A 6,070-nucleotide genomic window follows, 5' to 3' on the forward strand; every position below is an offset into this window, starting at 1 on the left:
CGCCCCCCGCCCCCCCCCCCCCCCCCCCCCCCCCCCCCCCCCCCCCCCCCCCCCCCCCCCCCCCCCCCCCCCCCCCCCCCCCCCCCCCCCCCCCCCCCCCCCCCCCCCCCCCACGGTGCTGTCCGGGGTGGAAGCGCTGTCCGGACCCACGGCGGCCGGTCGCGCCGCGCCGGATATCCTCGGTGCCCGTGGCTGAAGCAGAGTTCCGGTACTCCGACCTCCTTCCCGTCGGTCCCGAGCAGTACGGCACGGGCACTCCCTGGCGGCTCCTCACCACCGAGGGGGTCCGGACGGTCGAGGGCCCGGACGGCCGGACCTTCCTCCAGGTCGACCCGGCCGCGATCCAGCGGCTGACCGCGGAGGCGATGCACGACATCAGCCACTACCTGCGCCCCGCGCACCTGCGACAGCTGCGGCGGATCATCGACGACCCGGAGGCCTCCGGCAACGACCGCTTCGTCGCCCTGGACCTGTTGAAGAACGTCAACATCTCCGCCGGCGGCGTGCTGCCGATGTGCCAGGACACCGGCACCGCGATCGTGATGGGCAAGAAGTCCGAGGGCGTGCTCACCGGAGCCGACGACGCGGAGTGGATCAGCAGGGGCGTGTACGACGCCTACACCCGGCTCAACCTCCGCTACAGCCAGCTGGCTCCGCTGAGCACGTACGAGGAGAGGAACACCGGCACCAACCTGCCGGCCCAGGTCGAGCTGTACTCCACGCCGGGCACCGCCGGCGCGGAGCCGGAGTACAAGTTCCTCTTCATGGCCAAGGGCGGCGGCTCGGCCAACAAGTCGTTCCTGTTCCAGGAGACCAAGGCGATCCTGAACCCCAAGCGGATGCTGGAGTTCCTCGACGAGAAGATCCGCTCGCTCGGCACGGCCGCCTGCCCGCCGTACCACCTGGCGGTCGTCATCGGCGGCACCTCGGCGGAGTACGCCCTGAAGACCGCGAAGTACGCCTCCGCCCACTATCTCGACGACCTGCCGACCGAGGGCTCGATGAGCGCCCACGGCTTCCGGGACCTGGAGCTGGAGGAGGAGGTCTTCAAGCTCACCCAGGGCTTCGGCATCGGTGCCCAGTTCGGCGGGAAGTACTTCTGTCACGACGTCCGCGTGGTGCGGCTGCCCCGCCACGGGGCCTCCTGCCCGGTGGCGATCGCCGTCTCCTGCTCCGCCGACCGCCAGGCACTCGGCAAGATCACCGCCGAGGGCGTGTTCCTCGAGCAGCTGGAGACCGATCCCGCGCAGTACCTGCCCGACACCACCGAGGCGCAGCTGATCCAGGGCGGGGAGGTCGTCGAGATCGACCTCAACCAGCCGATGCCGGCCATCCTCGCCGAGCTCAGCAAGCACCCCGTGAAGACGCGGCTATCGCTGACCGGACCGCTGGTGGTGGCCCGCGACATCGCCCACGCCAAGATCCAGGAGCGGCTCGACGCGGGCGACGGCATGCCGTCGTACATGAAGGACCATCCCGTGTACTACGCCGGGCCGGCCAAGACGCCGGAGGGTTTTGCGTCCGGGTCCTTCGGCCCGACCACGGCCGGCCGGATGGACTCCTACGTGAAGTCCTTCCAGGCGGCCGGAGGGTCGATGGTGATGCTGGCGAAGGGCAACCGCAGCAAGCAGGTCACCGAGGCGTGCGCCGAGCACGGCGGCTTCTACCTCGGCTCGATCGGCGGCCCGGCCGCCCGGCTCGCCCAGGACTGCATCAAGTCGGTGGAGGTGCTGGAGTACCCCGAGCTCGGCATGGAGGCGGTCTGGCGGATCGAGGTGGAGGACTTCCCGGCCTTCATCGTGGTCGACGACAAGGGCAACGACTTCTTCACCGACCCCGGCGGCGCGGTGACCGTCCCGCTGAGCGGCATCCGGGTCCGCTCCGCGCAGTAGGCGGGACGCCGGCCGCTACACGCCGATCCTGCGCCACGGCCCCCAGATCGCGAAGGTCATCCCGGCCGCGGCCTGGATGTTCACGAAGAGGGTGTGACCGTCGGGGCTGAACGTCGAGCCGGCGAACTCGTCGCTGCTGCGGTCGCCGCCTCCGGCGCTGCGCAGCCGGTTGAGCGCGATGTCCCAGATCGCTCCGTCCGGGGACAGCCCGCGGATGAAGTTGTCCTCGACGTTGTCCTCGCAGACGACGAGGGTCCCGCGCGGCGACGTGGTGATGTTGTCGGGCAGGTCGAGCTCGAGCGGCCCGGGCGACTGGAAGACGACACGCAGCGTGCCCGAGCGGGTGTCGTAGGCCCACACCTGGCCGGACCCGCGACCGTAGCCGTCAGGGTTGTGGGATCCGTCCTCGGCCGGTCCGCCGCCCTGGGTCGAGGTGAAGTAGACGGTCCCGTCGTCGTAGACCTGTCCCTCCAGGCGGGAGAAGTACGCCGCGCCCTGCGCCCAGCCCTGGCTGCTGACGTGGACGATGGCGGTGTCGTTGGGGGTCGGGGCCGGCTGGCCCGGCTGGTAGGGGTAGAGCACGTCAGGCTCGTCGATGTCGACCCACTCGACGTCGTACGTCGTCCCCGGGACCTGCGCCGCCTCCAGGTGGGCGTTGTCGGTGCCGGCCACCTTCAGCATCTGCAGCGTGCCGCCGTCCTCCAGCCGGCCGACGTCCATCGGGTGCGACGGCGGCCGGTAGCGGTAGAAGCCCGAGGCGAACGCGAAGTTGTCCTCCGTGAGGTACAGGAACCCGTCCTCCGGGTCGAAGGACACCGCCTCGTGGGCGAACCGCCCGGCGCTGCGGATCGGCTGCCGCGACGACTGGCCCTCGCCCCGCTGGTGGCTCACCGGCACCTCGAAGACGTAGCCGTGCGGCTGCGTGAGCGGCGTGTTCGGCCGCCCGGTGAAGTCCGCCCCCACGTCGGGGCCGTTGACCGTCTCCTCGCAGGTGATCCACGCTCCCCACGGCATCTGGCCGCCGGAGCAGTTCATCATCGTCCCGTTGAGGCTGGTGAAGGACCGGACCACCTTGCCCTGCCGGGTGACCTGGACGGTGGTGGTGCCGCCCCCGGCCATCGGGTCGTACGGCGCCGGCGCGCCCGGGCCGTCGGGGCCGAAGGCCGGCCGCGGGTTGTTGACCTCGTGGTTGCGGACCAGGATCACCGTGTCGTCGGGACCACGGAACGCGCCCATGCCGTCGTGCCGGCCGGGCAGCGCGGTGCCGTCGGTGAGCACCACCGGCGCCTCGGTGTCGTGGAAGGAGCGGTAGTTGAACCCACGGGGCAGGTGCAGCCGCACCCGGCCGTCGCGCTTGTCCCTCACGGGGACCAGGTCGGCCGCCCGGGGACGCGCCCGCGCCGCACCCGAGGCGACCAGCCCGGCGAACGGCCCCGCCGCACCGACCGCGGCTGCGGACTTCACAAGCATCCTGCGATCCATCGACATGGGCACCCCCGAGCTCGGCGATCGATGAGGCGGCCCAATCTAGGCAGCGCGGGCGGCCATCGCAACGGCCGCCTCGGGAACCGCGCCGGCGCTGGATACGTTGGACCAGGAGCAACCCCACTGCGAAGGATGTGACGATGCGCTGTCCTGTCGACGAGGCCACGCTGGTGATGAGCGAGCGGAACGGGATCGAGATCGACTACTGCCCCACCTGCCGCGGCGTCTGGCTCGACCGCGGTGAGCTGGACAAGATCATCGACCGGTCGGTGCAGATGGAGCAGCCGCGCCAGGCGCCGCCACCGCAGCCGCCGCAGCAGCCGCAGTACGACACCTACCGGGCGCCCCAGCAGCACTACCCGCAGCAGGGCTACTACAAGAAGAAGCGCAAGGAGAGCTGGCTCAGCGAGATCTTCGACTGACCCGGCGCGAGGTCTCGTCGTCGGGCGGAGCGCTGGCCCGGCCGACGTAGTCTCGGGGACGTGAGCGAGACAGCCGACTTCCGCACCGAGCACGACTCCATGGGCGAGGTGCGGGTCCCCGCGGCCGCCCTCTGGAAGGCCCAGACGCAGCGTGCCGTCGAGAACTTCCCGATCAGCGGCACCCCCATCGAGCCGGCGCTGATCCACGCCCTGGGCGAGGTCAAGGCGGCCGCCGCACGAGCCAACGGCGAGCTGGGCGTGCTGCCGGGCGATGTCGCCGACGCCATCGTTGCCGCGGCGCGGGAGGTCGCCGAGGGCCGCCACGACGACCAGTTCCCCATCGACGTCTTCCAGACCGGCTCGGGCACCAGCTCCAACATGAACACCAACGAGGTGGTGTCGTCGCTGTGTGCCCGGGCGGGCGTCGAGGCGCACCCCAACGACCACGTCAACGCCAGCCAGTCGAGCAACGACACCTTCCCCACCGCCATCCACGTCGCGGCGGCCCTCGCCGTCGTCCGCGACCTCCGACCCGCGCTGGACGTGCTCGCCGGCTCCCTGGAGGCCAAGGCGGAGGAGTTCGGCGACCTGGTGAAGTCGGGCCGCACGCACCTGATGGACGCGACGCCGGTGACGCTGGGCCAGGAGTTCGGTGGCTACGCCGCCACGGTCCGGCACGGGATCGAGCGACTCGATGCCGTGCTCCCCCGCGTTCGCGAGCTCCCGCTGGGCGGCACGGCCGTGGGCACCGGGATCAACACCCCGGCGGGCTTCCCGCAGGCGGCCGTCGCCGCGCTGTGCGAGGCCACGGGCGAGGCGTTCACCGAGGCGCGCAACCACTTCGAGGCGCAGGGCACGCGGGACTCCCTCGTCGAGCTCAGCGGGGTGTTGCGCACGATCGCCGTCGGCCTCACCAAGATCTGCAACGACCTGCGCTGGATGGGCTCGGGGCCCACGACGGGCCTGGCCGAGATCCGGCTGCCCGACCTGCAGCCGGGTTCGTCGATCATGCCGGGGAAGGTGAACCCGGTGCTGCCCGAGGCGACGCTGATGGTGTGCATGCAGGTGATCGGCAACGACGCCGCCGTCACCGTCGCCGGCGCGAGCGGCAGCTTCGAGCTGAACGTCGCCATGCCGGTGATGGCGCGCAACGTGCTGGAGTCCGTGCGACTGCTCTCGACCGCATCCACCACCCTGGCCCGCCGCTGCATCGACGGCATCACGGCCGACGCGGAGCGCATGCGGCGCTACGCCGAGTCGTCGCCGTCGGTGGTGACGCCGCTCAACAAGCACATCGGCTACGAGGCGGCGGCGAAGGTCGCGAAGCAGGCGCTGGCCACCGGCAGCACGATCCGCGAGACGGTGCTGGCGATGGGCTACGTCGACCGCGGTGAGCTCACCCTCGAGGAGCTCGACTCCGCGCTCGACGTGGACGCGATGACCCGGCCCTGACCCGGCCGCCGGTGCGCCGGCCCGCGGCCGTCAGACGTGCCGGGCCCGGCCTCGGTGACGCTGCTTGCCGACCATGCCCTCGGCGATGCCGACGAGGAGCACCGCCGCCACCACGGCCACGACGAAGCCGATCACGTTGAGCTCGGTGATCGCGCCGGTGCCGAGCAGCGACGCCACGATCCCGCCGATCAGGGCGCCCACCATGCCGAGCCCGATCGTGCCCAGGAAGCCCAGCGACTGGCGCCCGGGCTTGAGCAGGCGCGCCAGGACGCCGATGACGGCGCCGATGATGATGAAACCGAGGATCTGGAACATGCCTTGACAGTGCCCCGCGCGGACCGGGGCAACCGGGTCGGGTCAGTACCAGTTGACGGCCTGGCTGTGTCCCCAGGCGCTGCAGGGACTGCCGTAGCGGTCCTGGATGTACCCCAGCCCCCACTTGATCTGGGTGGCCGGGTTGGTGGCCCAGTCGGCGCCCGCCGAGGCCATCTTCGAGCCGGGGAGCGACTGCGGGATGCCGTAGGCCGACGAGGTCGGGTTGTCGGCGTTCCAGCGCCAGTTCGACTCCTTGGTCCACAGCGAGTCCAGGCAGCCGAACTGCTCCGAGCCCCAGCCGTAGTCGGGCAGCAGCGCGCGGGCGATGTCGCGCGGGTCGGAGTCGGAGAGCTTGCGCTCGTCGGTCAGCGCCGCGGTGCGCGACGGGGCGAGGCCGGCGGCCTTCGCGGGGTCGGCCTCCGGCCGACGGTCGGCCCGGGAGAGCACCGGCGCCCGGTCGGCGGCCACCGCCGCGTCGCCGCTCCCCGCGGCGCGCGCGGCGTC

Annotated in this window: 6 protein-coding genes; 3 read left to right on the forward strand and 3 right to left on the reverse strand. The window is 71.9% G+C overall.

The features are described from left to right. Positions 1 to 188 precede the first annotated feature (188 nt). Positions 189 to 1,892 carry a fumarate hydratase gene (locus ACPOLA_RS19035; RefSeq protein ID WP_435772081.1) on the forward strand — a complete coding sequence of 568 codons (1,704 nt, stop codon included), beginning with the start codon at positions 189 to 191 and terminating at the stop codon, positions 1,890 to 1,892. A gap of 15 nt (positions 1,893 to 1,907) precedes the next feature. Here ACPOLA_RS19035 and ACPOLA_RS19040 read toward each other — a convergent pair whose 3' ends face one another. After that, positions 1,908 to 3,362 (reverse strand): PhoX family protein, encoded by a 1,455-nt coding sequence (locus tag ACPOLA_RS19040; protein WP_435772082.1) that lies wholly within the window; start codon positions 3,360 to 3,362, stop codon positions 1,908 to 1,910. Between the two features lie 155 nt (positions 3,363 to 3,517). On the opposite strand from ACPOLA_RS19040, the gene ACPOLA_RS19045 reads away from it, so the two are divergent. After that, complete coding sequence (locus tag ACPOLA_RS19045) at positions 3,518 to 3,799, forward strand: TFIIB-type zinc ribbon-containing protein (RefSeq protein ID WP_435772083.1); 282 nt, start codon at positions 3,518 to 3,520, stop codon at positions 3,797 to 3,799. A gap of 60 nt (positions 3,800 to 3,859) precedes the next feature. After that, on the forward strand, positions 3,860 to 5,251 hold the full coding sequence (locus ACPOLA_RS19050) for a class II fumarate hydratase (protein ID WP_435772084.1): 1,392 nt from the start codon (positions 3,860 to 3,862) through the stop codon (positions 5,249 to 5,251). 30 nt (positions 5,252 to 5,281) lie between these two features. Here the strand turns inward: ACPOLA_RS19050 and ACPOLA_RS19055 are convergent, their stop codons facing one another. Then, positions 5,282 to 5,566, reverse strand: coding sequence for a GlsB/YeaQ/YmgE family stress response membrane protein (locus ACPOLA_RS19055; RefSeq protein WP_435772085.1), 285 nt, complete (start codon positions 5,564 to 5,566; stop codon positions 5,282 to 5,284). A gap of 42 nt (positions 5,567 to 5,608) precedes the next feature. Next, a partial coding sequence (locus tag ACPOLA_RS19060) for an aggregation-promoting factor C-terminal-like domain-containing protein (protein WP_435772086.1) occupies positions 5,609 to 6,070 on the reverse strand: 462 nt, incomplete at its 5' end.

The sequence above is a fragment of the Nocardioides proteolyticus genome, from assembly GCF_051280635.3.
Taxonomy (GTDB): Bacteria; Actinomycetota; Actinomycetes; order Propionibacteriales; family Nocardioidaceae; genus Nocardioides.

What these genes read in the sequence shown, in the direction of transcription:
- ACPOLA_RS19045 (WP_435772083.1), top strand. Translation starts at nt 3,518, where the DNA reads ATGCGCTGTCCTGTCGACGAGGCCACGCTGGTGATGAGCGAGCGGAAC.
- ACPOLA_RS19055 (WP_435772085.1), bottom strand. Translation starts at nt 5,566, where the DNA reads ATGTTCCAGATCCTCGGTTTCATCATCATCGGCGCCGTCATCGGCGTC.
- ACPOLA_RS19040 (WP_435772082.1), bottom strand. Translation starts at nt 3,362, where the DNA reads ATGCTTGTGAAGTCCGCAGCCGCGGTCGGTGCGGCGGGGCCGTTCGCC.